We start from the raw sequence: 21,651 nt of genomic DNA, 5'->3' as shown, positions 1-21,651 counted from the left end.
GGCTCAGAGCCTCTCGGCGCCGAGCCGCTAGGCGAGGGGCCGGGTCGGAACGCGGAGGATAAGAGCGTCGCCTTGGCCGCCGCCGCCGCAGAGTCCGGCGGCGCCGGTGCCGCCGCCGCGGCGCTTCAGTTCGTAGGCCAGGTGCAGGGCGATGCGGGCGCCGGACATGCCGACCGGGTGGCCGAGCGCGATGGCGCCGCCGTTGACGTTGACCTTCTCCGGGCCGACGCCGAGGTCGCGCATCGACTGGACGCCGACGGCCGCGAACGCCTCGTTGATCTCGATGAGATCGAGGTCGGCGACGTCCAGCCCCTCCTTGCCGAGCGCGTGCTTGATCGCGTTCGCGGGCTGGGACTGCAGCGAGTTGTCCGGGCCGGCGACGTTGCCGTGCGCGCCGATCTCGGCGATCCACTCGAGTCCGAGCTCTTCGGCCTTCGCCCGCGACATCACCACGACCGCCGCGGCGCCGTCGCTGATCTGCGAGGACGAACCCGCGGTGATCGTCCCGTCGGAGCTGAAGGCCGGACGCAGCTTCGCCAGGCCCTCGACGGTGGTGTCGCCCCGCACGCCCTCGTCCGTGGCGAACACCACCGGCTCGCCGCGCCGCTGCGGGATCTCGACCGGAGCGATCTCGTCGTCGAACACGCCGTTCTTGATCGCCTCGGCGGCGCGCCGGTGCGAGCGCGCGGAGAACTCGTCCTGCTCCTCGCGCGAGATGTCGAGCTTGGCGTTGTGCCGCTCGGTCGACTCGCCCATCGCCAGGCCGTCGAACGCGTCGGTGAGCGCGTCGTAGGCCATGTGGTCGAGCACCTCGACCGACCCGTACTTGTAGCCGCCGCGCGACTTCGGCAGCAGGTGCGGGGCCTGCGTCATCGACTCCATGCCGCCCGCCACGACGATGTCGAACTCGCCCGCGCGAATCAGCTGGTCGGCCAGGGCGATGGCGTCCAGGCCGGAGAGGCAGACCTTGTTGATCGTGATCGAGGGGACGCTCATCGGGATGCCGGCCTTCACCGCCGCCTGCCGCGACGGGATCTGTCCCGCGCCCGCCTGGAGGACCTGCCCGAGGATCACGTACTGGACCTGGTCGCCGGACACTCCCGACCGCTCCAGCGCGGCCTTGATCGCGTGCGCGCCGAGATCGGCCGCCGAGAAGTCCTTGAGTGAGCCCGTCAGGCGTCCGATGGGCGTGCGCGCTCCGGCGACGATCACGGAAGTGGCGGTCATGAGGGGGCCCTCCAGAATGGTGCTGCGCCGACGTTTGCCACCATACCCAGGAGTATCGGCACGCCTTCGAGGGAGACCCGCCCATGCTGACCCGCATCGACCACATCGGAATCGCCTGCCACGACCTCGAGGCCACGGTCGAGTTCTACAAGGCGACGTACGGCTTCTCCGACGTGCACTTCGAGGTGAACGAGGAGCAGGGCGTCCGGGAGGCCATGCTCAAGATCAACGAGACCGGGGACGGCGCCGCGAGCTACCTCCAGCTGCTCCAGCCGATCCGCGAGGACTCGGCCGTCGCCAAGTGGCTCGCGAAGAACGGCGAGGGCGTGCACCACATCGCGTTCGGCACCGACGGCACGGTCGCCGACGAGGCGGCGGGCATCGCGGGCAAGGGCGTCCGGGTCCTGTACGACGAGCCGCGCAAGGGCTCGCTCGGTTCGCGGATCAACTTCCTGCACCCGAAGGACTGCCACGGCGTCCTGACGGAGCTGGTCGAGAAGCGCTGAGGGCCCGCGGACGTCCGGTCACGGAGCGGCACCGCACCGTGACCGGATCGTGACGCTTTCGGGACCGCGAGACCGGGGGGCCCGGCACGAACCGCCGCTCTGTGACTGTTCGGTCGCGTCTGGTGCATTTGTGGCCCCCGTACCTGGGCAGCCGCGACTTCACGGAGCGACATGCCAAAACGGAACAAAACACGCAGTGCGTCAAGATGAGCCCCCAACACGGCAGTCTCGGGAGTAGGCTTCTTCCGCCGGAAGAGGTCTGGGGCGCTGCGCCGTTCCCGCCAGGCGATCAACCGGTCCCCGGAACCACCCGTAGCCCCGTCACATCAGGATTGAGCCACATGCAGTCCGACATCGACGCCCAGCTCACCAACTTCTTCGAAGACACGCCCCCACGCGAGTTCGACGTGGTGCTTCGCGGCTACGACCGGCACCAGGTCGACGAGCACATCAAACAGCTCGACAACGAGGTCCGGCAGACCCGCGAGCAGACCCAGGCCATGCAGCGGGAGCTGTCCGACGCCCATCGGCAGTTGCAGGAACAGGAGCGCCCCACCTACTCGGGTCTCGGTGCCCGCATCGAGCAGCTGCTCCGGCTCGCCGAGGAGCAGGCCACCGAGCTCGTCCAGGCCGCCCGCTCCGAGGCCAACGAGATCAAGGCCGCCGCGAAGGTCGACGCCGCCGAGCTGCGCGCCACCGCGGAGAACGACGCCGCCGAGCTGCGTGCCACCGCCCAGCGCGAGGGCGACGACATGCGGGGCGCGGCCGAGCGCGAGGCCGAGGAGGTGCGCACGTCCGCCCGCCGCGAGGCCGACGAGCTGACCTCCACCACCGAGCGCGAGGTCGCCAAGCTGCGCGCCACCGCCGACCACGAGGTCGCCGAGAAGCGCGCCGCCGCCGAGCGGGAGATCGCCAAGCTCCGCACCACCACCGAGCGCGAGGTCGCGCAGCTGCGCGCGTCCACCAAGCGCGAGCGCGACGAGATCCTCACCACCGCGAAGCGGCAGGCCGACGAGATGCGCGCCCAGGCGCAGCGCATCCTCGAGGAGAGCGAGGCCCAGCGCGCCCAGGCGGAGGCCGAGTTCGAGATCCAGCTCGCCGCCCGCCGCGAGGAGGCCGACCGCCAGGACGCCGAGCGGCACTCCGCCGCGCAGGCCGCCACCCAGAAGCTCGTCGCCGAGGCCGAGCAGCGCGCCGCGTCCGCCGAGCAGCGCGCCGCCAAGGCCACCCAGCAGGCCGACCAGACCCGCCGCGAGGCCGACTCGCACGCCAAGCAACTCGTCGCGAACGCCCGCAAGAACAGCGACAACGTGATCGCCGAGGCGAAGGCGCAGGCCGAGCAGCTGCTGGCCGAGACCAAGGCCGAGGCCGACCGCGTCCGCACCAACGCGCAGCGCCAGGTCGACGAGCTCACCCGCCAGCGCGACAGCATCACCAGCCACCTCAACCAGCTCCGCCAGCTCATCGGCGGCGTCTCCCCGGGCATGGGCGCCGACGAGATCGCCGCGCCGCCGGAGAAGGCCGCCATCCCCGCGGCCGAGCCCAAGGAGGAGCCGCCCGCCGCCAAGCCGGCCCCGAAGCCGGCCCCCGCGAAGGCCGCACCGCCCGCGGGCGGCGAGGCCAAGAAGTCCGACGAGGACGACGAGGACTGGTGGCAGGAGTGACCGCCTGACGCGCCCGCCCGGCGCGTCACCCGTCCGGAAAGCCTAGGGGCCGAGCGAACGCCTCTAGGCTTTCCGTCGTCTACACACCCGTAACACCCGCAGCCGACCACGGCAGGAGACAGAGGAGACCGGCGTGCCCGACGAGACCCCCGCGAGGACGGTTCCGCCGCGCCGCCCGGCCCTGCCCGCGTCCCCGCCCCCGCCCCCTCGCCCGACGACACCGCCCCGCCCTCCCCCGGAGAGCCGAAGTCCCCCCGGCCCTCGGCGACCGGCTCCGCCGAACCGGCCGCCGAGGACGAACCCGGCGCGTCCACCGCTGCCGGGGAACCCACCGCGACCGGCGAACAGGACGAACCCGCCGCCGGGGCACCGGCGGCACGGACCGGACCCGACACGTCCGGCACCTCGGGCACGTCCCCCGGAACCGTCCCACAGGACGAACGCGACACACCCGACGCCCCCGGCACCGCCACCGAACCCGCCGGACGGGACGAGCGGGCCACCGGAACCGTCGGGACCTCCACCGAGCCCGGCAGGTCGGACGAGCACGGCGCGTCCACCGAAGGGGAATCCACCGCGCGAACCGAACCGACCGCGTCCGGCACCGGCGAGTCACCCGCCGAGCCCGGCACCCGGGACGAGGAAGGCCCGGAGGGCGGGAAGGGCCCGGAGGGCGGGAAGGGCCCGGAGGGCGAGGCCGCCCGACCGGGCGGCACCGGGCCCACGCAGACGCGGCCTCAGGACACGGACGTCCTCGACGACTCGCCGCCCCTCGACGACACACCCCTTGCGAAAACCGCCACCGGCACGGCCCCGGCAACAACCGCGACCGGCACACCCCCTGCGAGCCCCACCCCCGGTTCGGCCCCTGCAAGGCCCGGGGAGGCGGGGGCGCTCGTCGCGGAGCAGGGGAAGGGCCACCCGGTGACGCCCGATCCCGCGATGGACCTCGAGCAGCGCCGGCGGGAGGCGGGAGTCGATCAGCGGTTCCCGTTCGGACGGCCGGGGCAGCCGCTCGGCCGCGCGCACCCGTTCGTGTTCGGGTTCACGGCGGCGCTCGGGGTGATCACGGCGTGGCTGCTGGTGCAGGCCGCGACGAGCGCGCGGTCGACGATCGTGATGATCGTCGTGGCGCTGTTCCTCGCGATCGGGCTGAACCCGGCGGTGGAGCGGCTGCGCCGGCTCGGGCTTCCGCGGGGCCTGGCGGTCGGCACGGTGTTCATCGGGGTGCTGCTGTTCTTCGCGGGGTTCGTCGCGTCGCTGGTCCAGCCGGTGACCGAGCAGGTCAACGAGCTGCGGGAGTCGATCCCCCAGTTCGTCACGCAGTTGCAGAACAACGAGCAGCTCGCGGAATGGGACAAGCGGTACAAGCTGCTGGAAAGAGCGGAGACGTTCGTCAACAGCGCGGACTTCCAGCAGCAGGTCACGGACGCGGCCACGGGCATCGGCCGGGTCGCCATAAACGGTGCGGTCCAGACGCTGACCATCCTGATCCTGACGCTGTACTTCCTTGGGTCGCTGCCGCAGATCAAGACGTTCTTCTACAAGCTGGCCCCGCGGACGCGGCGCGCGCGCGTGGCGCTGCTCGGCGACGAGATCCTGGACCGGATCGGCGGGTACGTCGCGGGCCAGTTCATGATCGGGTTCATCGCGGGCGTGGCGTCGTACCTGTTCCTGTCGATCGTGGGGGTGAAGTACGCGCTGGCGCTGTCGCTGATCGTGTCGGTGACGGCGCTGATCCCGCTGGTGGGCGCGACGATCGGGGCGGTGGTGGTGTGCCTGATCGCGTTCCTGACGGGGTCGGCGACGGACGCGATCATCTGCGTGATCTTCTACGTCGCGTACCAGCAGGTGGAGAACTACCTGATCTACCCGAGGGTGATGAAGCGGACGGTCGACGTGCAGCCGGCGGTCACGATCGTGGCGGCGCTGGTGGGGGCGGCGCTGCTGGGGGTGGTGGGGGCGCTGCTGGCGATCCCGACGGCGGCGGCGGTGTCGCTGCTCATCCGCGAGGTCGTCCTGCCCCGTCAGGAGACTCTCTAGCGGTCCGGGCGAGCGCGGCGGTGAACTCGGCGACGGCCTGGTTGAACAGGTCGGGCTGCTCGACGGCGCACAGGTGCCCGGCGCGGGGGATGACGAGCAGTTCGGCGTCGGGGGCGGCGTCCGCCATCGCGCGGGCCTCGTCCTCGGTGGCGAGGGCGTCCTCGTCGCCGATCATGACGAGGGTGGGGACGCGCAGCTCGCGGAGGGTGTCGAAGGAGTCCGGGCGGGCGGCCATCGCCCGCTGCGCCCAGGCCGCGGCGCGGGGCGGGGTGGCCTGGACGAGCCCGCGGACGCGCCCGTAGATCAGGGCGCGCTGCCGCATGGTGGTGGGCCCGACGAGTCCGGGGAGGACCTCGTCGACGAGGACCTGGACGCCGCCGCCGTCGAGCGCCTCGGCCTGCCGGAGCCGGTTCGCGCGGGCGGCCTCGGTGTCGGCGGCGGCGCGGGTGGCGGCGAGGACGAGCCCGAGGACGAGGTCGGGGTGCCGCCGGCAGAGCGCCATCGCCACGTAGCCGCCCATGGACAGCCCGCCGACGACGGCGCGGCCGATGCCCTGGGCGCGGAACATGCGGGCGACGTCGTCGGCCATCGCGTCGATGGACGGTTCGTCGGCGCCGAGCAGGGACCCGCCGAAGCCGCGCAGGTCGGGGGTGATCACGCGGAACCGTCCGGCGAGGCCCTGCCGCTGCTCCAGCCACATCGCCGACGACAGCGGGAAGGCGTGCAGCAGGACGAGCGGCGTGCCGGTACCGACGTCTCTGGCGTAGAGCTGCACGGTCATCGGGGGTCCTCACCTCGTGTCGGGTTACCGGTATTGGTTACCCGGATGGCGACCGAGATGATCAGGTCTGGCCGTCTTCGGCCGATCGGGTTAGGACCATTCGGTGGGGAGGGGGTGCGCGGCGGGGGCCACCCGGCGGACGATCTCGTTCAGCACGGTCCGCACGTAGGGTTCGCCGACCCACAGGTGCTTGGCGTTGTCGACGCCGACGACCTCCGCCTGCGGGACGCGCTCGAACCGTTCGCGGGCCTCGTCCGGGCGCAGGTAGTCGTCGAACTCGGGGACGAGCGCGAGGACGGGACGTCCGTCGGCGCCCCACGCGTCGAGATCGGCGTCGGTGGCGCGGTGCAACGGCGGCGACAGCAGGATCGCGCCCTCGACGAGCGGGTCGCGGCCCCACTTGAGCGCGAGTTCGGTGCCGAACGACCAGCCGAGCAGCCACGGGTGCGGGAGGTCGTGGTACTCGGTGTACTCGAGGGCGGCGGCGACGTCGAAGCGTTCGGTCTCGCCCTCGCCGAACTCGCCCTGGCTGGTACCGCGCGCCGAGGTGGTGCCGCGCGTGTTGAACCGCAGCACGGCGACGTCGGCGAGCGCGGGCAGCCGGAAGGACGCCTTGCGCAGGACGTGGCTGTCCATCATGCCCTCGGCGGTGGGCAGCGGGTGCAGGCAGACGAGGGTGGCCACCGGCGGGTTCTCCGGCGGCAGCGCGAGCTCGCCGACGAGTTCCAGCCCGTCGGAGGTGTGCAGGGTGATGTCCTCGCGGCGCGCCGGCAGGACGGTCGCGGCCCTGATCTCCGCCATCGGTCTCCTTCGTTCGGTGGAGCGGCGTTCGGTGGAGCGGCGTCCGGCGTCGCGGGGCGTTCGGTGGAGCGGCGTCCGGCGTCGCGGGGCGTTCAGTGGCGCGGGGCGCCGCGGCCCCGCTGGATCCGGGGCGAGCGCCGGGTGCGGGCCTGCCAGCACGGCCGGTGCCAGTGCCGCCGGTCGTCGGCGCCCCCGCGCTCGTCGGCGGGCCAGGCGACGACGTGCCCGACGCCGGGCGGGATCTCCTGGTCGCAGCCGGGGCAGCGGTACGGTTTCCCGGCGGCGGCCCCGGCGACGTTGCGGACGATCCAGGTGCCGTCCGGCCCGTCCTCGGTGTCCTGAGCCCACATTCCGCCGCCCAGCGGGGCTGGTCCGGGGGCGGGGCGGCGGTTCTTGCGGGGGCTCATGGTTCCAGGGTAGGGCCGGGCCTCAGCGGAGCGGACGTCCGGCGGTGACGTGCTCGACGAGCAGCGCGGTGGGGGCGAAGGCGGGTTCGCGGGTCTCGGCGTGCAGGGCGCGCAGCACGGTGACGGCGCGGTCCGGGCCGAGCCGGTCGAGGTCGGCGATGGGGCCGGTGGGGTAGCCGCAGCCGAGCGTCATCGCGGCGTCGATCGCGTCGGCGTCGGCGTATCCGGCGCCGAGCATGGCGGCGGCGTCGTTGAGGTAGGGGAAGCGGAGCGCGTCGACGATGAACCCGGCGCGGTCGCGGCAGCGGACGGTGGTGAGCCCGAGCGCGGCGAGCAGCGCGGCGGCGCGGTCGGCGACGCCGGGCGCGGTGGCGACGGTCGGGGCGATCTCGGCGAGGTCCCCGTCGGCCTCGGGCAGGTGCAGGCCGACGACGTCGCCGGGACGTCCGGACGCGACGGCCTGCTCGATGATCGGGCCGTCGGCGGAGGTGACGGCGAGGACGGCGCCGTCCTCGAGGTTCGCGGCGGCCTCGGCGAGCAGGGCCCGGGCGGTCGCGGCGTCCGGTGCGGCCTCGATGACGAGGTCGCGGCCCGCGACGCCGGCGGGCGTCCGGACGGACGCGCCGAGGCGGGCGGCGAGGGCGTCGGCGCGCGGCCCGGTGCCGAGGACGGCGACGGACGGTGCGGCGCTCGCGGGCGCGTCCCCGGCGGGCTCCCCGGCGGTGCCGTGGTCGTAGAAGCCGCGGCCGGTCTTGCGGCCGAGCAGCCCGGCGGTGACGAGTTCGCGCAGCAGCGGCGACGGGGCATGGCGGCGGTCGCGGGACTCGGCGTGGACGGCTTCGAGCACTTCGAGGCAGGTGTCGAGGCCGATGAGGTCCATCAGGGTGAACGGGCCCATCGGCAGCCCGGCGCCGGCCGTCATCGCGGTGTCGATGTCGTCGCGGGTGGCGTGCCCGGACTCGAGCATGCCCGCCGCCTGGTTCAGGTAGCCGAACAGCAGCCGGTTCGCGACGAACCCGGCGCGGTCGCCGATCGTGACGGGCGTCTTGCCGAGGCCCGCGACGAGGGCCGCGACCCGCTCGACGGCGCCGGGCTCGGTGCAGACCGTCCGGATGACCTCGACCAGTTTCATGACCGGCGCGGGGTTGAAGAAGTGCACGCCGACGATCTTGTCGGGGCGCCCGGTGGTGGCGGCGATGTCGGTGACCGACAGGGACGAGGTGTTGGTGGCGAGGACGGCGTCGGCGCGGCAGACGCGGTCGAGTTCGGCGAACACCTTGCGCTTGAGGTCGAGCCGTTCGGGGACGGCCTCGATGACGAGGTCGCACTCGCCGAGGTCGGCGAAGTCGGTGGACAGGGCGATCCGGTCGAGGATCTCGCGCCGCCCGTCCTCGGTGAGGCGGCCGCGCTTGACCGCGCGCCCGGTCGAGGACTCCAGGTGGCCGCGCCCGCGCTCCAGCGCGTCCGCGTTGATCTCGACGCCGACGACCGCGATGCCGCCGCGCGCGACGACCTCGGCGATGCCCGCGCCCATGGTGCCCAGTCCGACGACCCCGACCCTGCTGAACGAACCACTCGTCATGGTTCGCAGTCTGGCAGAGCGCTCCGGTGGGGCCGATGCCGGGTACGACCGGGACGTGCGCTTCGGAATCTTCCTCCTCGCGGCCCGTTTCCCCGGTCAGGACGACGCCGCCGCCCTGGCCCGCACGGTCGAGGCGGCCCGCGCCGCCGAACGGGCCGGGTTCGACGACGTGTGGCTCGCCGAACACCACTTCATGACGTACGGGGTGGTGCCGTCCGCGACGGTGCTGGCCGGGCACCTGCTCGGCGTGACGCGGCGCGTCCACGTCGGGACGGCGGTCAGCGCGCTGTCCACGCAGCATCCGGTCGCGCTCGCCGAGCAGGCCGCGCTGCTCTCCCTCGTCTCGGACGGGCGGTTCCGGCTCGGCGTCGGGCGCGGCGGGCCGTGGCGCGACCTCGAGGTGTTCGGCACCGGGCTCCCCCGGTACGAGCACGGCTTCGCCGAATCCCTCGATCTCCTCCTGGAGTGGCTCCGGTCCGACCGGGTGTCGTGGTCGGGCGAGCACTTCCGGTTCCGTGACGTGCCGGTCGTCCCGCGCGCGCTTGCCCCGCCCCCGGTCGCGGTGGCCTGCACGTCGCCCGAGACCGAACGGCTGGCGGCGTCCCGTGGACTGCCGATGCTGCTGGGCATGCACGTCGGCGACGAGGAGAAGGCCGCCGCGGTCGAGCGTCACGGGATCCCCGGCGTCCCGCACATCTCCACGCATGTCGCACAGGTCGCGGACTCGCGGGACGCCGCCGTCAAGACGCTCCTCGACGGCATGCCCCCGTGGCTCGGGCCCGGTCTGGACGGGTACGTCCCGGTGGACGATCGTCCGCGCCCGTCCCGCGACCCCCGCGGCTACGCGCGCCGCATGTGCGACCTGCACCCGGTCGGCTCGCCGGACGACTGCGCGTCCGCGCTCGCCGCGACGGCCGAACGCACCGGCATCGAGCACTTCATCCTGCTCGTCGAGGCCGCCGGCTCCCGCCGCGCCACCCTCGACAACATCGCGCGCCTGGGCGCCGAAGTCCTCCCCCGCCTCCGCTGACCCCGGCCCCCGTGCACGAGGACGGGCCCCGCGCTCCGGGCTTCGGCCGGGGCACGGGGCCGTCCTGTCACGGCGGCTCGCGGTGGATCGCGAGGATCAGCAGTCGCGCAGTTCGGGCGACTGGTTGAGGATCTGCTCGCGCGCGGTAACGAACTTGTCGTAGGCGGCCGTGTCCCCGGTCGGGAACACGGCGAGGCGGTGGCAGTTCTGGAAGGCGAGCTTCACACCGAAGTAGCGCTCCAGGGTGCCGCGCATCGCGTCGCTGGCCAGCACGCGCAGGAGCTGGCCGCGCGCCTGCTCGTCCGGCGGCGGCGTCAGGTTGTCGGCGAAGTCGCCGCCGTCCACCTGCAGCCGGGCCACCAGGCCGCTGACCATCTCCCACGCGTACGGCAGGGACGTCCTGATGCATTCGATGAAGGCCGCGTCGTCGACCTCGCCGCGCTGGGCGGTCTCGAGGAGCTCCGGGGTCACGTCAAGGGACATTCCAGGGTCCTTTCGCAGACGGATGACACCGTTCACCGACGCTAATCACGCCTTCCGGCAAATTCCAGGCTTGACAGCCGCCCTGACTTACGCCTCCCGCGCGGGCGCGGCGCCGCCCCGGCGCGCCGCGGGACGGGGGCGGCGGCCCCGGCCGGGGCCCGGCATCCGGTCCGCCCAGTACTCGCGGGCGCGGCGCGCCACGGACCCGGCGCGGGCCGCCTCGCCCTCGGTGCGCATGTCCCGCGCACGCTCCCGCATGAGCGCGCGCATGATGTCGTTGTGGTACACGACGTTCCCTCCGTTCGCCGGGCCGCGAGTCCGGCCCGACATCCAAGAGGTTCGTCCTAAGGCGACCGCCCCCACATCGGCACGACGCCTTACTTCCGCGGGCACGGACGCCTTAGCCGCACCCGGAACGCCGCACGTCCGGGCGGCTGCCGGGCGCTCGGACGCCCGGCATCCGCCGGACCTGCGCGAGCACCGATGCGCCACCGAGCCGGCTCCCCCGATCGGGACGTCCGCACCCGCCGTCCGCACTAAGGTTGGGCGGGTGCGTCTCGTCATCGCCCGCTGCAGCGTCGATTACGCCGGCAAGCTCACCGCCCATCTCCCGATGGCCCCCCGCCTGATCCTGATCAAGGCGGACGGGAGCGTGAGCGTCCATGCCGACGATCGCGCCTACAAGCCGCTGAACTGGATGAACCCGCCGTGCTCCCTGCGCGAGGAGCCCTACACCGAGAACGGCGCCGTCGCGCGCTGGACGGTCACGCACGGCAAGTCCGGCGAGCGGCTGATCCTCACGATCGAGGAGATCCTGCACGACACGAGCCACGAACTGGGGCTGGACCCGGGGCTGCAGAAGGACGGTGTCGAAGCCCACCTGCAGGAGCTGCTCGCCGAGCACATCACCACCCTCGGGGACGGCTACAGCCTCATCCGGCGCGAGTACCCGACCGCGATCGGCCCCGTCGACATCCTCTGCCGGGACGCGGGCAGCGCGACGGTCGCCGTCGAGATCAAGCGCCGGGGCGAGATCGACGGCGTCGAGCAGCTGACCCGCTACCTCGAACTCCTCAACCGCGACCCGCACCTCGCGCCCGTCCGGGGGTGTTCGCCGCGCAGGAGATCAAGCCGCAGGCGCGCGTCCTGGCCACGGACCGCGGCATCCACTGCGTCACCCTCGACTACGACGCGCTGCGCGGCATCGAGCACGAGGGCACCCTGTTCTGACGTTCCTCGTATAGACACCTCCGTCTGCCGCACTTCCGCCCGTCGAGTACGGGTACGGCCCGGCGAACGGGGTGGGCATGGCGGCGAGCGCGGCGGACCGCCGCAGTGGCGTCCCGGAGACGTGTGGGACGCCGGCACGGGCGAGCGGCCGCGCGTCCTCGGCGAGGACGAACGCGGCGGGGCGACCCGCGACGCCCGACGGCCGGTTCGTCCTCCGGGCGACCGGGCGGGCATCGTCCGGCTGTGGGAACTGGACTGGGCCCTGGGGTTAGGACGGCTCTCCGGCCCGGGCACCAGTACTTCAACGGGTGTTCACGGGCGCGGCACCGACTTCCAATGAACGTTCGTGTATTTATGATCGGGTGAGGGCCCTCCTGCGCATCCCCCGCCTGCGGACGAAGCTGCTGTTCACGGTCCTGGCCGTGCTGCTCTACCGGGTCGGGCAGAACGTGCCGAGCCCCGGCGTGGACGTCGCCGCGCTCCGCGAGGCCGCCGCGGCGGCCGTCCGCGACGACCCGATGTACGCCCTGCTCGACCTGCTCACCGGCGGCGGCCTACCGCACCTCTCGGTCCTCGGCCTCGGCGTGCTCCCCCACGTCGCCGCGTCCGCCGCGATGCGCCTGCTCGTCCCCGCGAGCCCCCGGCTGCGCGCGCTCGCCGCGGAGACCGGCGGCGCCGCGCGACTCCGCCGGTACACGACGGTGCTCGCCGTCGCGCTCGGCGCCGCGGCCGGAACGGCCGTCGCCGTCGCCGCCGCCCAGCGGGACGTCCTCACCGGTCCGGGCCCCGTCGCGGTCGCGGCGACCCTGACGGCCGGGACGGCGATCACCGCCGGGCTGATCCGGCTCGTCTCCGCGCGCGGGTTCGACGACGGCCTCGCCGTCCTGTTCTTCACGCAGGTCTGCGCCGTGTTCCCCGGCCTGCTGTGGGACGTCCGCGAGACCCGAGGCGCCGGCACGTTCATCGCCGCCCTCGCCGCCGTCCTGCTCACGGCACTGCTCACCGTCGCGGCGCTGATCGCCCTCACCCAGGCGGAACGCCGCGTGCCGGTCCAGCACGCCCGCAGGAGGGTGCGGCTGCACGCTCCCAAGGGGGCCTACATTCCCGTGCCGCTCCACCGCTCCGGGCTGCGTTCCGTGCTCACGGCCCTCGTGCTCTTGCACCTGCCTGCACTCGCCGCGCGGCTGTGGCCCGGCGGTGGAGTGCCCGACGGCGTCTGGACCGCCCCCCGCCACGACGACGCCCGGTTCCTGCTCGCGCTGCTCGCACTCGCCGCACTCGCGAGGGCCGTCTCCCCCGCAGGCGTCCTCGACGTTCCGGGAACGACGAACCTCCTCGTGCGCGAGGACGCCTTCGTCCCCGGTGTCCGGCCCGGTCCCCCGACTGCCGGATACCTGTCGTACGTGCGGTCGCGCGTCACCGCCCCGACGCCGCTCGTCCTCGGGCCGATCGCCGTGCTGCCGTCCACGACGCTCGCACTGGCCGGTGTCGACATGCCGGTCCTCGGCGTGTGCGTGCTCATCGTCCTGGGTGCCGGACTCGGTCCCGTGACCCGAACCGTGAAGCGGGCGACCGTCGATCGGACATTGCACGAATTCGCTCCGCACCTTCCGGCGAGCGCCGCACGTTAACGCGTCCCGTCCATTCCGCGAACGGTTTCCGACGGCCCGCCGGTGCGTGATCCGTTCCACGAGACTTCGACCGTCCGTCCCGTCCGTCCCGTCCGCCCCCGGCCCCTCGGAGAACGACACCATGCGCACCAGCCTTCGATCGGCCGCGGCCCTGCTGCCGGTCCTCGCTCTGACCGCGGCCTGCCAGGAACAACCGGAGAACGCGCTCCGGCAGATCCAGCCCGGCACGACCGTCTACATCGACGGATGGGACCAGGACGGCGATTACGGAGATCGCGCACTGGTCGAGCAGAAATACTCGAAAATGTGGGTGATTCCGCAGAACGCTCCGTTCAGATACTCCCGGAGCGGCGGCTTCACCGTTCAGGTGAAACTCGACGCCCGGCGGGGGTTCGTCATCACCGACCTCGGCGGCGTCCGGGTCGGCCGGGACCACGACTACTGCCTCGAGGAGGGCGAGACCTACGCCTTCATGGACGTCCCGGCCAACGCGCTGTCCTGGGAACCGACCGCCACCGACGACACGGACGTGAGCAGCGACGACTGCGTCGTGGGCCCCGACTACGACTGACCCCCACCAACCGAACGGTTGGACCGGACCGTCCCGGGGACCAAGGTCAAGGCGCGCCACGACTCCGGGCTGTACGCGTGGGTGATCGCGGACGGCGCGGGACGCGTCGTCACCTACGAGCGCGACGTGCGCTGGGACGGTTCGGCGGGCCGCCGCGGCACCGAGATGTGGCTGCACGACGCGTGGGTGGCCGCCCGGGAGGGCACCGGCCCGCAGCCCGGCGCCCCGTACGCGGCGGCATAGCGAGGGGGACGGCCCGTACCCCGCACGGGCCGCTCTGGCAGGCTGGCCCGCATGCCGAGCGCCGAACTCCGCGACCTGACCGTCCACATCGACACCGGCAGGTGGGCCGAGACGGTGCTCGACTCGGTGAACCTGACCGTGCCGGACGGACGGATCACCGCGCTCCTGGGCGAATCCGGCTGCGGCAAATCGATGGTCGCCGCGGCACTCACGGGGTCGCTGCCCTCCCCCGCCCGCAGCACCGGACAGGTACTGGTCGACGGCGAGCCCGTGCGCAACCGGCGCGAGTGGTTCCGCCTGCGCGGCCGCACGGTCGGGTTCGTCCCACAGGACGGCGTCACGGCCTTCGACCCCTCGCAAACCGTGGGCGCGCAACTGCGCGACCTGGAGAAGCGCCACGACCATTGGGCCCTCGACCGCGCCTGCACCGCCGCCCGCTACCCCACCGACCTGTTCGACCTCTACCCGAAGCAGCATTCCGGCGGCCAGATCCAGCGCGCCGCGCTCGCCGCCGCGCTCCTGCCCGCGCCCGGCGTCCTGATCGCGGACGAGCCCGCCGCGTCCCTCGACACCGGCACGGCCTACGCGGTGTGGACCACCCTCTACCGGTACGCCGCCGCCGGAGCGGCCGTCCTGCTGATCACGCACGACGTGCCCATGCTCACCGCGAGCCGCGCCGCCGACCGGGTGGTGCTCATGCGCGGCGGCAGGATCACCGCCGAGGGCGGCACCGACGAACTCGCCGCCGGCACCGACCCGTACGTCCGCGACTTCTTCCACTGACCGAACCCGATTCGGTATCGTGGCGGCCATGGACGTCTTCGACGATCTGGCGGCGGAGTTCGACCAACTCGACGAGATCCTCACGGGCCTTGACGCCCCCGCCTGGGACCGTCCGTCCGCATGCGAGGGATGGTCGATCGCCGACGTCGTCCTGCACCTGGCGCAGACCAACGAACTCGTCCTCGCCTCCGCCGCCGGGCACGACTCGGTGTTCGACCGCGAACCCGGTGTCGCACTGGACGACGTGGTGGACCGGCTGGTCGCCGAGGACCGGGGCACGGCACCCGAGGACCTGCTCGCCCGCTGGCGGACCTCGGCGCACGGCTCCCTCGACGCGCTCCGGACCCGCGACCCCAAGGCGAAGCTCCTGTGGGCGGCCGCCCCTCTCTCCCCCCGGACGCTCGCCACGACACGCATCGCCGAACACTGGGCGCACGCCCTCGACATCACCGGCCCGCTCGGCACCGCCTACCCCGACACGTCCCGGCTGCGGCACGTCGCGTGGCTCGCCCACCGCACCCTGCCGTACGCGCTCGCCGCGGCGGGCGAGCAGGCCGGACCCGTCCGATGCGAGCTGACCGGCCCGGACGGCGACCACTGGGAGTACGGGGATCCGGAGGCCGCATCGGTGATCCGCGGGCCCGCCGCCGAGTTCTGCCGCGTCGGCGCCCGCCGCCTCCCCGCCGAACGATCGACCCTCGCCGCCCAAGGCCCGGACGCGGCCCTCGCCCTCCGGCACCTGCGGAACTACGCGGTCTGACCCGCCGGCAGCACGACGGCGAACGGCCGCGCGTCGTCCAGCCAGGCGCGCACCGCCCGACCCAAGGTCGCCGGACGGATCTCCACGTCCCCCAGCGCCTCGACGGGCACGACCCCGAACTCCAGGTGCGGTTCGAGCGCGACGAACTCACCGTCCGCGACGTCGACCGCGAACACGAGGTTCACCTCGTGCCGCTGTTGCCCGTCGTCCACGTAGGCGGACTCGACCGTCCCGATCATCGCGGGCGCCGGGACGGTCAGGCCGAGTTCCTCACCAAGTTCACGCACGAGCGCGGCCACCACCGGCTCCCCGGGCTCTACGTGACCGCCGGGCAGGAACCACCAGTCGGCCCCGCGCATCCGCGCCAGCAGCAGCCCGTCCGGCGTCCGGACGACCGCCCGCGCGATCACCTCGATCCCCACCGCACCCCGCGCCATGCCGCCTAACGCTTGAGCCCGTCCAGCAACACCCGGAACGCGGCGGCCGTGAGAACGAGACGCCCACCATCGGGCGCCTTGCTGTCACGAACCCCGACCCCGGCGGGAAGAGCCGCCACCTCCACGCAAGCGTCACCCTGCGATTCGCTTCGCCGGGACTTGCGCCACCGGGTCATTTCCACTGCTCAACCAACCTGCGGAAGGCAGCGGGCGTAAGCATCAGAGGACCACCAGCAGGATCCTTGCTGTCACGAACCCCGACCCCATCAGGCAGCGCCGCCAACTCCACGCACGCATCCCCCTGTGCGTCGCTCTGCCGGGACTTCCGCCAGTGGGTCATTTCCACTGCTCAACCAACCTGCGGAAGGCAGCGGGGGTAAGGGTCAGCCGACCGCCGCCAGGATCCTTGCTGTCACGGACACCGACTCCACCAGGCAGAGCGGCGACTTCCACACATGCGTCACCCTGCGATCCACTTCGTCGGGCCTTCCGCCACTTGATCAGCTCCATCGGGTGGCCACCTTCCGAATGAACTCCATGGACTCGCTGGGACTCAACGCGTGCGCCTGAATAGACGAGAACGCGCTGACCACGTACAAGATATCGGCGGGATCACTGGTGGTCACCCCGCCCCGAGCAGCGGCCATGTAGACCAGTTCCTCTCCTGTCGGCTGAGTCGCCAGGTTGAACGAACCGTCCAGCGTCCAGTAACGCCCGGTAGGAGCGATCTGGAGCACGATGTTTTCCAGCTCAGCGACCTCGATGAGGCGCTTGCACTGCTCACTCATGACGGCCGGACCACCAACCTCAGTGTGGAGGATGTGTTCGCTGAGCACGACGCTGACCTTGGGGGGATGCTGCCGCTTCAGGATCGCCTGACGCTTGAGCCTGGCCTCGACGGCCTGTTCCGTGTCAAGGAGTGCGCGCATGTACTCCTCGGTCTGGAAGAGCCCGTACACGGCCGTGAGTTCGAACGCGCGCAGGAGGACCGCCGTGGCCTCGGCCTTGGGGTAGTCGACGAAGAACTTGGGGTAGGCGGCAGAACTCAGGAGATCGGTCCAAGCATCCACTAAGGTCGGCGCGCACTTCATGGCCTCGTCCAACCGCTCCGCGAAATCCTGACGGCATCGAGTCGTCCCCAACTCGACTTGCGCGATGTACGAGCGGGTGACGGCCGCGAGCTTGGCCAGCTCGACTCGGGAGAGCTCGCGCTCCTTGCGCAGACGGGCGACCTCTGCGCCGAAGCCGAGCGTCTGGGGGGTGGGCTTCCGCGTAGCCATGGAGAACCTCCGGGAGAGTGCATGACACCGATGCTCTTGTGACCAGTCACTTCCCTGGTGACGCTACGCACCGGAGCGAATCCTGTGCTTGGATTCACGGAAATTCGGAGGTGACGGTTATATGACCGAAGCGGCAACCCTCGTGATCAAGGCGGATCTGGGGGCGATCAAGCAGGCGCGCGACTTCGTGGCGGTGACGTTCGGGGCGTGGCGGCTGGACGACGACGTCGCGCGGACCGTGATCAGCGAGCTGGCCACCAACGCCATCCGGCACGGGTCGCGGGCGGGCGACCCCGTGGTCGTCCGGGCCTACCGGCGGGACGACGGGGCGGCCGTGCTGGAGGCATGGGACGTATCGGACGTGCCGCCGGTCGTCCGTCCCGTGAACTACGCCGCCGAGTCGGGGCGCGGGCTCCTGCTCATCGAGGCGCTCGTGCGCCGGTGGGGCACTCGTCCCCTGACCGAGGGCGGGAAAGTCGTGTGGGCCGAACTCGAACCGGTGCCCGCGTGAACGAGGGCCTGCTCCTGCTGTTCTTGCAGCGGATCTTCCCCGAGTGGACGATCACGCGGGACCGGGACGACGTCTGGCGTGCGACCGGTCGCGTCCACATCTCAGCATCGTCCCGCGACGGCCTGCTGGAGTTGCTCGCCGTGGCGGAGCCGGGCGCGGCGGAGCGGGTGGCCCGGTTCTTCGGTGAGGCATAAGGGCCGGAGACTCAGGAGTTCCTGACCGCGCTCCACGGCACGAGCCCGGTAGCGAAAGTCGCATCGTCGAGCACGTCCGGGGTGACGCGAACTCCCGTCAGCCGCTCCGCCAGGGCGAAGGCGGCCTCGGTAAGCATGGAGAAGTCGTGTTCGTCCCCCTCCCGCAGATCGAAGCCCACCTCCTCCATCAGTCCCACGAGCCCGTCAGGGTCGGGCGTCGCCCTCTGAGTCGGGAAGAGCGGCTCGAACGACGTCCGGAGCGTACCGTCGTCATACCAAAGGAACCTGTCGACCGCGTTGACGTTGCAGAAATGGGAGACGAGCCGAGTATCGTGCGACAGCGGTGCTACCAACTGATTCACGGTTCCCAGGAAGCCGTTGACCTCCAGGCCGAGCACCCATTCGCCCTCGTCCCCAGGGACGCTGGTGGCCCCGATCAGGTAATGGTCGCCGTCATGCTCGCCCCAGACCTCCCAGGTCCGGTCCTCGAAGGCGCTGTAACCGGGAATGCTCTCCTCAGGCTCGGCGCGCATCCCCTGCAGGAACTGCTGCACACTCACTCCTCGGACCAAGGTCACGCAATACGCCTCGGTCAGTCCCGGGTAGTCGTTGATCCACCGGTAATCGGTCGCGGTAGTCGCCATGTGATCATGGTGCCGGAAACACTGACGTGCGGTGACGCGCTCCCGTATACGCGAGGTGACGCGGCCTGAAGCGGCCACGGAGGGGCGAGGGCTTTCGCGCCGCCGGTGCCGGGTGCCGGTCGCGTCACCGACCGTCCAGCACTCAGGCATCCTGGCCCGGATCGCGCGGGCCGGGCGGGTCGGTGTCGCGGAGCGATTGCAGCGGCATCCGTGGTGGCCGAAGGCGGGTGACCTCAGCAGAACGGAACTGGCACTGCGGTCCGAATAAACAATTCGCGGTCGCCGATTCGGACGGTTAACGTCGGTTGTGCACGTCGGGTCCGGTGCCCGCACGGGTCGAAGACCATCGGTTATCTCTTTGGCACAGATTCCTCCGGTGGTCGCTGCCATATCCGTGCAGGCGCCAGGCTCGACGAGCAAGCCGGACGTGCGGGAGGGCGGGTCGAAGTCCGTCGGTTACCGGCACAGAGGGTCGCAGGTTCGATCCCTGCCGCCGGGGCCAGGTCCCTGGCGTGGCTCAGTGGGAGAGCATCTGTCTAACCCGGCAGGCGTCACCACATCCGCCCTGCCCGTCCGTCCGGCCTCCACTCCCCCGCACCCGCCCGAGCGGCGGGACGAAACACCTGGGAGGCCGACCGTGGCCCGTGACCCCCTCGCTTCGATCTCCACCGTCGCGACGCCGCAGACCCGCCCCGTTCCCGGCCGTGAGGCCGAGCAGGTCCGCAACAACGCCGGCGGCTACGGGTTCGCCAAGGACCTGTGGACGCGGCTGGAGGACTTCATCATCCTCGGCACCATCGGTGGCACGTACTACGTCCGCGAGGACGACCTCACCGCCGACGGCGCGCGGGTCGTGTTCGACGCGGTCGCCGCGGACGGTGTCCGCGCGGTGCGGCTCGCGACGGACATCTCGACCGCGCACCCGCCGCGGGCGCCGAAGAACCGGCCCGCGCTGTTCGTCCTCGCCGCGGCGGCGGCCCGCGGGGACGCCGGCACCCGGCAGGCCGTGAAGGCGTCGCTCGCGAAGGTCGCGCGGACCACCGACCACCTCAGCGCGTTCTTCGGGTACTGGAAGAACCTCGGCGGCAAGACCACCCCTGGCGGCACCGCGCCGGTGGTCGGCCGGGCGATGCGGACCGCGCTCGCGTCCTGGTTCCAGGACGGTGACGTCGACCGGGTCGCGTGGCGGGCGTGCAAGGCGCGGCAGCGCAAGACCCCCGCCGGGGAGGCGTTCGCGCTGCGGGACGCGCTGCGGATCGCGCACCCCAAGGCCGACTCCGCCGCCCGCCGGGCGCTGTTCGGCTGGATCGCGGGGAACGTCTCCGACGCCGACGCCCGCGGCCGGGTGCCCGCCATCGACGCGTTCCTGACCGCGCAGGCCGTCACCACCGCGGTGGAGGCGATCGACGTCGTCCAGGACCGTGGCGTGCCGTGGGAGTTCCTGCCCGACCGCGTCCTCGGCGACGCGGGCGTGTGGGACGAACTCGTCGACACGATCGGCATGACGGCTCTCATCCGGAACCTCGCGCGGATGACGCGGATCGGGACCCTCACCCCGATGGGCGGGGCGGCCCGCCGCGCGGCGGCGCGCCTCGCGAACGCCGACGCGCTCGCCAAGGCGCGGATCCACCCGATGGACCTGTTCCTGGCGCTGCGCGTCTATCAGGCGGGCCGGGCGCAGCCGAACCCGCGCGCCGACGTGCAGACGTGGGCGCCGGTGCCCGAGGTCGTCGACGCGCTGGAGGAGGCGTACGAGCTGTCGTTCGGGCACGTCGGGCCGTCCGGCCGGCGTCTCCTGATCGCGGTGGACTCGTCCGGCTCCATGACGTGGCAGAGCGTCCACTCCGGTGGTGCTCCGCTCGGCACCTGCTACGAGGTCGCCAACGCGATGGCCGTGATCCTCAACCGGATCGAGGGCTCGAACGTGCACGTCATCGACGTCGACACCAGTGTGCACGCCTCGAAGGTGACGGCGCGGACGAACCTGCGGGAGATCGGCGGCTGGAGGGCTTCGGGCGGCGGCACCGACCTGTCGCTGCCGTTCGCGTGGGCGCAGGAAGAGCGCCTCGACGTGGACGGCATCGTCGTCCTCACCGACAGCGAGACGTGGGCGGGGCGGTCGCACCCGACGCAGGAGCTGGCGTCGTATCGCCGGTCGGTGAACGGCGCGGCACGGGTCGTCGTCGCGGCGATGGCCGCGAACGGACGCTCCATCGCGGACCCGCGCGACGAGGGCGTCCTGAACGTCGCGGGCCTGGACGCGTCGCTGCCGATGGTGGTTCACGGCTTCATCCGAGGCTGAGGACGCACGGCCGCCGGTGCGGCCGTGCGTCCACGGGTCGGGCTTCGCCCGGGCGGCGGCGTCCCGCGAGTTCCTCGCCGAGAGCCTCGTCCGGCACCGGCTTCAGCGGGGTGAGCGCTTTCGTCGGCGGAAGAGACGCAGGATGCCGATGGCCCACAGGACGAGCACGACGACGCCCGCCCCGCCGAGGACGGTCAGGAGCAGCCAGTCCGATGACCCGTCGGCGGGGTAGACGCCGCGCGGATTGCCGGTGTCGACCGCCTCGGTCGAAGCGCCCACTCCCGAAACCCCGCCACCGGGAACCAGCGCCACGTCCTCGCGGACCAGGCCGCCGTCGTCGGAGACGAAGTCACCGCTGTAGACGCAGGGGCCACGAGAGGAGCAATCCTTCTCCCGGGCCGTGAAGACGCCCGGTGTGCCGGAGCCGAACTGCGCCGTGTACGCCGGACGGGCGTCCTTCACCGCCGCCACGATCAGCACGCACGCGATCACCGGCATGAACACCCGCCACATGCAGCCGATCGTGAAGTCCGCCATCCCG

At 72.3% G+C, this 21,651-nt stretch carries 26 protein-coding genes and 1 pseudogene; 13 read left to right on the top strand and 14 right to left on the bottom strand.

Annotated features, from left to right (window positions below; translation table 11 throughout):
- Positions 1-27: 27 nt before the first annotated feature.
- Positions 28-1,227 carry an acetyl-CoA C-acetyltransferase gene (locus F7P10_RS27385; RefSeq protein ID WP_151013522.1) on the bottom strand — a complete coding sequence of 400 codons (1,200 nt, stop codon included), beginning with the start codon at positions 1,225-1,227 and terminating at the stop codon, positions 28-30.
- A gap of 83 nt (positions 1,228-1,310) precedes the next feature.
- On the opposite strand from F7P10_RS27385, the gene mce reads away from it, so the two are divergent.
- From mce to F7P10_RS27370, 3 genes are all read left to right on the top strand, one after another.
- Positions 1,311-1,733: a methylmalonyl-CoA epimerase gene (mce, locus tag F7P10_RS27380; protein WP_151013520.1), complete on the top strand. Its 423-nt coding sequence runs from the start codon at positions 1,311-1,313 to the stop codon at positions 1,731-1,733.
- A gap of 341 nt (positions 1,734-2,074) precedes the next feature.
- Positions 2,075-3,397 carry a DivIVA domain-containing protein gene (locus tag F7P10_RS27375; protein WP_151013519.1) on the top strand — a complete coding sequence of 441 codons (1,323 nt, stop codon included), beginning with the start codon at positions 2,075-2,077 and terminating at the stop codon, positions 3,395-3,397.
- Positions 3,398-4,321: 924 nt separating this feature from the next.
- Entirely contained in the window at positions 4,322-5,440 is a 1,119-nt protein-coding gene (locus tag F7P10_RS27370) for an AI-2E family transporter (protein ID WP_254716043.1), read from the top strand.
- On the opposite strand, the gene F7P10_RS27365 is transcribed toward F7P10_RS27370, so the two are convergent.
- The 4 genes from F7P10_RS27365 to F7P10_RS27350 all read right to left on the bottom strand — a co-directional run bounded on the left by F7P10_RS27365 (position 5,400) and on the right by F7P10_RS27350 (position 9,011).
- Positions 5,400-6,221 carry an alpha/beta fold hydrolase gene (locus tag F7P10_RS27365; protein WP_151013517.1) on the bottom strand — a complete coding sequence of 274 codons (822 nt, stop codon included), beginning with the start codon at positions 6,219-6,221 and terminating at the stop codon, positions 5,400-5,402. The two genes, F7P10_RS27370 and F7P10_RS27365, sit on opposite strands and share 41 nt — an antisense overlap.
- Positions 6,222-6,311: 90 nt before the next feature.
- Positions 6,312-7,022 carry an alpha/beta hydrolase gene (locus tag F7P10_RS27360; RefSeq protein WP_151013515.1) on the bottom strand — a complete coding sequence of 237 codons (711 nt, stop codon included), beginning with the start codon at positions 7,020-7,022 and terminating at the stop codon, positions 6,312-6,314.
- 92 nt (positions 7,023-7,114) lie between these two features.
- Positions 7,115-7,429, bottom strand: coding sequence for an ATP/GTP-binding protein (locus F7P10_RS27355; protein WP_151013513.1), 315 nt, complete (start codon positions 7,427-7,429; stop codon positions 7,115-7,117).
- A 22-nt stretch (positions 7,430-7,451) separates the two neighbouring features.
- Positions 7,452-9,011, bottom strand: a complete 1,560-nt coding sequence (locus F7P10_RS27350; protein WP_151013511.1) for a 3-hydroxyacyl-CoA dehydrogenase — start codon at positions 9,009-9,011, stop codon at positions 7,452-7,454.
- Positions 9,012-9,066: 55 nt separating this feature from the next.
- Between F7P10_RS27350 and F7P10_RS27345 the strand changes: the two genes are divergently transcribed.
- The gene (locus F7P10_RS27345) at positions 9,067-10,041 is read left to right on the top strand and encodes an LLM class flavin-dependent oxidoreductase (protein ID WP_151013509.1); all 975 of its coding nucleotides are present in this window, start codon (positions 9,067-9,069) and stop codon (positions 10,039-10,041) included.
- A 96-nt stretch (positions 10,042-10,137) separates the two neighbouring features.
- On the opposite strand, the gene F7P10_RS27340 is transcribed toward F7P10_RS27345, so the two are convergent.
- Both F7P10_RS27340 and F7P10_RS27335 read right to left on the bottom strand, forming a co-directional pair.
- The gene (locus F7P10_RS27340; RefSeq protein ID WP_151013507.1) at positions 10,138-10,524 is read right to left on the bottom strand and encodes an SCO5389 family protein; all 387 of its coding nucleotides are present in this window, start codon (positions 10,522-10,524) and stop codon (positions 10,138-10,140) included.
- Between the two features lie 87 nt (positions 10,525-10,611).
- Positions 10,612-10,812, bottom strand: a complete 201-nt coding sequence (locus tag F7P10_RS27335) for a hypothetical protein (protein ID WP_151013505.1) — start codon at positions 10,810-10,812, stop codon at positions 10,612-10,614.
- A 262-nt stretch (positions 10,813-11,074) separates the two neighbouring features.
- On the opposite strand from F7P10_RS27335, the pseudogene nucS reads away from it, so the two are divergent.
- From nucS to F7P10_RS27305, 6 genes and pseudogenes are all read left to right on the top strand, one after another.
- Positions 11,075-11,754: pseudogene (gene nucS, locus F7P10_RS27330) on the top strand (endonuclease NucS).
- A gap of 362 nt (positions 11,755-12,116) precedes the next feature.
- Positions 12,117-13,385 carry a hypothetical protein gene (locus F7P10_RS27325; protein ID WP_151013503.1) on the top strand — a complete coding sequence of 423 codons (1,269 nt, stop codon included), beginning with the start codon at positions 12,117-12,119 and terminating at the stop codon, positions 13,383-13,385.
- A 121-nt stretch (positions 13,386-13,506) separates the two neighbouring features.
- Complete coding sequence (locus tag F7P10_RS27320) at positions 13,507-13,956, top strand: hypothetical protein (RefSeq protein WP_151013501.1); 450 nt, start codon at positions 13,507-13,509, stop codon at positions 13,954-13,956.
- 18 nt (positions 13,957-13,974) lie between these two features.
- Positions 13,975-14,199, top strand: a complete 225-nt coding sequence (locus F7P10_RS27315) for a hypothetical protein (protein WP_151013499.1) — start codon at positions 13,975-13,977, stop codon at positions 14,197-14,199.
- A 51-nt stretch (positions 14,200-14,250) separates the two neighbouring features.
- Entirely contained in the window at positions 14,251-14,982 is a 732-nt protein-coding gene (locus F7P10_RS27310) for an ATP-binding cassette domain-containing protein (RefSeq protein ID WP_151013497.1), read from the top strand.
- Positions 14,983-15,010: 28 nt separating this feature from the next.
- Positions 15,011-15,742, top strand: a complete 732-nt coding sequence (locus F7P10_RS27305) for a maleylpyruvate isomerase family mycothiol-dependent enzyme (RefSeq protein WP_151013495.1) — start codon at positions 15,011-15,013, stop codon at positions 15,740-15,742.
- Here the strand turns inward: F7P10_RS27305 and F7P10_RS27300 are convergent.
- Genes F7P10_RS27300 through F7P10_RS27280 form a run of 5 tightly spaced genes read right to left on the bottom strand, consistent with a single transcriptional unit; the run spans position 15,730 to position 17,459 of the window.
- A complete protein-coding gene (locus F7P10_RS27300; protein WP_151013493.1) occupies positions 15,730-16,179 on the bottom strand; it encodes an NUDIX domain-containing protein in 450 nt (149 codons plus the stop codon). The genes F7P10_RS27305 and F7P10_RS27300 overlap by 13 nt on opposite strands.
- Positions 16,180-16,184: 5 nt before the next feature.
- The gene (locus F7P10_RS27295; RefSeq protein WP_151013491.1) at positions 16,185-16,355 is read right to left on the bottom strand and encodes a DUF397 domain-containing protein; all 171 of its coding nucleotides are present in this window, start codon (positions 16,353-16,355) and stop codon (positions 16,185-16,187) included.
- Positions 16,352-16,519: a DUF397 domain-containing protein gene (locus tag F7P10_RS27290; RefSeq protein ID WP_151013489.1), complete on the bottom strand. Its 168-nt coding sequence runs from the start codon at positions 16,517-16,519 to the stop codon at positions 16,352-16,354. The genes F7P10_RS27295 and F7P10_RS27290 overlap by 4 nt, the downstream gene beginning before the upstream one ends.
- Entirely contained in the window at positions 16,516-16,689 is a 174-nt protein-coding gene (locus F7P10_RS27285; protein ID WP_151013487.1) for a DUF397 domain-containing protein, read from the bottom strand. The genes F7P10_RS27290 and F7P10_RS27285 overlap by 4 nt, the downstream gene beginning before the upstream one ends.
- Complete coding sequence (locus F7P10_RS27280) at positions 16,680-17,459, bottom strand: helix-turn-helix transcriptional regulator (RefSeq protein ID WP_151013485.1); 780 nt, start codon at positions 17,457-17,459, stop codon at positions 16,680-16,682. Before F7P10_RS27280 ends, F7P10_RS27285 begins: the two co-directional genes overlap by 10 nt.
- A gap of 121 nt (positions 17,460-17,580) precedes the next feature.
- Here F7P10_RS27280 and F7P10_RS27275 point away from each other — a divergent pair, with 121 nt between their 5' ends.
- Both F7P10_RS27275 and F7P10_RS27270 read left to right on the top strand, forming a co-directional pair.
- Positions 17,581-17,970, top strand: a complete 390-nt coding sequence (locus F7P10_RS27275) for an ATP-binding protein (RefSeq protein ID WP_151013483.1) — start codon at positions 17,581-17,583, stop codon at positions 17,968-17,970.
- Complete coding sequence (locus F7P10_RS27270; RefSeq protein WP_151013482.1) at positions 17,967-18,164, top strand: hypothetical protein; 198 nt, start codon at positions 17,967-17,969, stop codon at positions 18,162-18,164. Before F7P10_RS27275 ends, F7P10_RS27270 begins: the two co-directional genes overlap by 4 nt.
- An 11-nt stretch (positions 18,165-18,175) precedes the next feature.
- Here F7P10_RS27270 and F7P10_RS27265 read toward each other — a convergent pair whose 3' ends face one another.
- Positions 18,176-18,808 (bottom strand): DUF6461 domain-containing protein, encoded by a 633-nt coding sequence (locus F7P10_RS27265; protein WP_151013480.1) that lies wholly within the window; start codon positions 18,806-18,808, stop codon positions 18,176-18,178.
- Between the two features lie 637 nt (positions 18,809-19,445).
- On the opposite strand from F7P10_RS27265, the gene F7P10_RS27260 reads away from it, so the two are divergent.
- Positions 19,446-21,110 (top strand): TROVE domain-containing protein, encoded by a 1,665-nt coding sequence (locus F7P10_RS27260; protein ID WP_151013478.1) that lies wholly within the window; start codon positions 19,446-19,448, stop codon positions 21,108-21,110.
- A gap of 102 nt (positions 21,111-21,212) precedes the next feature.
- Here the strand turns inward: F7P10_RS27260 and F7P10_RS27255 are convergent, their stop codons facing one another.
- Positions 21,213-21,647: a hypothetical protein gene (locus F7P10_RS27255; RefSeq protein ID WP_151013476.1), complete on the bottom strand. Its 435-nt coding sequence runs from the start codon at positions 21,645-21,647 to the stop codon at positions 21,213-21,215.
- Between the last annotated feature and the right edge of the window lie 4 nt (positions 21,648-21,651).

This window comes from Actinomadura sp. WMMB 499, assembly GCF_008824145.1.
Classification (GTDB): Bacteria; Actinomycetota; Actinomycetes; order Streptosporangiales; family Streptosporangiaceae; genus Spirillospora.
This window is presented reverse-complemented; position numbering and strand designations above follow the sequence as displayed.

Coding starts and splice junctions, on each gene's coding strand:
- F7P10_RS27385 (WP_151013522.1), bottom strand. CDS start 1,227: ATGACCGCCACTTCCGTGATCGTCGCCGGAGCGCGCACGCCCATCGGA.
- mce (WP_151013520.1), top strand. CDS start 1,311: ATGCTGACCCGCATCGACCACATCGGAATCGCCTGCCACGACCTCGAG.
- F7P10_RS27375 (WP_151013519.1), top strand. CDS start 2,075: ATGCAGTCCGACATCGACGCCCAGCTCACCAACTTCTTCGAAGACACG.
- F7P10_RS27365 (WP_151013517.1), bottom strand. CDS start 6,221: ATGACCGTGCAGCTCTACGCCAGAGACGTCGGTACCGGCACGCCGCTC.
- F7P10_RS27360 (WP_151013515.1), bottom strand. CDS start 7,022: ATGGCGGAGATCAGGGCCGCGACCGTCCTGCCGGCGCGCCGCGAGGAC.
- F7P10_RS27355 (WP_151013513.1), bottom strand. CDS start 7,429: ATGAGCCCCCGCAAGAACCGCCGCCCCGCCCCCGGACCAGCCCCGCTG.
- F7P10_RS27350 (WP_151013511.1), bottom strand. CDS start 9,011: ATGACGAGTGGTTCGTTCAGCAGGGTCGGGGTCGTCGGACTGGGCACC.
- F7P10_RS27340 (WP_151013507.1), bottom strand. CDS start 10,524: ATGTCCCTTGACGTGACCCCGGAGCTCCTCGAGACCGCCCAGCGCGGC.
- F7P10_RS27320 (WP_151013501.1), top strand. CDS start 13,507: ATGCGCACCAGCCTTCGATCGGCCGCGGCCCTGCTGCCGGTCCTCGCT.
- F7P10_RS27310 (WP_151013497.1), top strand. CDS start 14,251: ATGCCGAGCGCCGAACTCCGCGACCTGACCGTCCACATCGACACCGGC.
- F7P10_RS27305 (WP_151013495.1), top strand. CDS start 15,011: ATGGACGTCTTCGACGATCTGGCGGCGGAGTTCGACCAACTCGACGAG.
- F7P10_RS27300 (WP_151013493.1), bottom strand. CDS start 16,179: ATGGCGCGGGGTGCGGTGGGGATCGAGGTGATCGCGCGGGCGGTCGTC.
- F7P10_RS27295 (WP_151013491.1), bottom strand. CDS start 16,355: ATGACCCGGTGGCGCAAGTCCCGGCGAAGCGAATCGCAGGGTGACGCT.
- F7P10_RS27290 (WP_151013489.1), bottom strand. CDS start 16,519: ATGACCCACTGGCGGAAGTCCCGGCAGAGCGACGCACAGGGGGATGCG.
- F7P10_RS27285 (WP_151013487.1), bottom strand. CDS start 16,689: ATGGAGCTGATCAAGTGGCGGAAGGCCCGACGAAGTGGATCGCAGGGT.
- F7P10_RS27280 (WP_151013485.1), bottom strand. CDS start 17,459: ATGGCTACGCGGAAGCCCACCCCCCAGACGCTCGGCTTCGGCGCAGAG.
- F7P10_RS27275 (WP_151013483.1), top strand. CDS start 17,581: ATGACCGAAGCGGCAACCCTCGTGATCAAGGCGGATCTGGGGGCGATC.
- F7P10_RS27265 (WP_151013480.1), bottom strand. CDS start 18,808: ATGGCGACTACCGCGACCGATTACCGGTGGATCAACGACTACCCGGGA.
- F7P10_RS27255 (WP_151013476.1), bottom strand. CDS start 21,647: ATGGCGGACTTCACGATCGGCTGCATGTGGCGGGTGTTCATGCCGGTG.